Below are 736 nucleotides of genomic sequence, written 5' to 3'. Positions count from 1 at the left end.
ATTCGGAAATCTGCGGATCAAAGCTTGTTTGCTAGCTCCCCGCAGCTTATCGCAAGCTACTACGTCCTTCATCGCCTGTAATCGCCAAGGCATCCGCCATGTGCACTTATTCACTTGTCCCTATAACCTTGACGGCTATAGTTCTAAGCATTTACTACTTGTGATGATGAGTTTTACTACCCTAAGTGTGTATTTCTACACGCTTAAATAAAACTTTACTTCTTCCAGATTGTTAAAGAACGGTACTGCTTTTACCTAAACGCTGTCGCTTACGTAAAAGCAGGTTTTGGTGGAGGATGACGGGATCGAACCGACGACCCCCTGCTTGCAAAGCAGGTGCTCTCCCAGCTGAGCTAATCCCCCTATTTGGTGCAACTGGTAGGGCTGGTTGGACTCGAACCAACGACCCCCGCGTTATCAACACGGTGCTCTAACCAGCTGAGCTACAGCCCCAATATTTGCTGTTCTCTACTTCATTACAGTCGATAAGTGTGAGCGCTTAATGTGCAAACTCTAGAAAGGAGGTGATCCAGCCGCACCTTCCGATACGGCTACCTTGTTACGACTTCACCCCAGTCACGAATCCTACCGTGGTAAGCGCCCTCCTTACGGTTAAGCTACCTACTTCTGGTAAAACCCGCTCCCATGGTGTGACGGGCGGTGTGTACAAGACCCGGGAACGTATTCACCGCGACATGCTGATCCGCGATTACTAGCGATTCCAACTTCATGCAGT

Annotated in this window: 2 tRNA genes and 2 rRNA genes; all 4 read right to left on the bottom strand. The window is 49.2% G+C overall.

Going from position 1 to position 736, the window contains the following annotated elements:
* Positions 1-120: ribosomal RNA gene (locus GJ699_RS33920) — 23S ribosomal RNA — on the bottom strand; the annotation flags it as partial.
* Between the two features lie 167 nt (positions 121-287).
* Positions 288-363, bottom strand: a tRNA-Ala gene (locus GJ699_RS33915).
* A 13-nt stretch (positions 364-376) separates the two neighbouring features.
* Positions 377-453 (bottom strand) — tRNA-Ile (locus GJ699_RS33910).
* Between the two features lie 64 nt (positions 454-517).
* Positions 518-736, bottom strand: a 16S ribosomal RNA gene (locus GJ699_RS33905); the annotation flags it as partial.

It is taken from the genome of Duganella guangzhouensis, from assembly GCF_009674535.1.
Classification (GTDB): Bacteria; Pseudomonadota; Gammaproteobacteria; order Burkholderiales; family Burkholderiaceae_D; genus Rugamonas; species Rugamonas guangzhouensis.
Note: the sequence above shows the minus strand (reverse complement) of the source record. Positions and strands in the feature narration are given on the sequence as shown.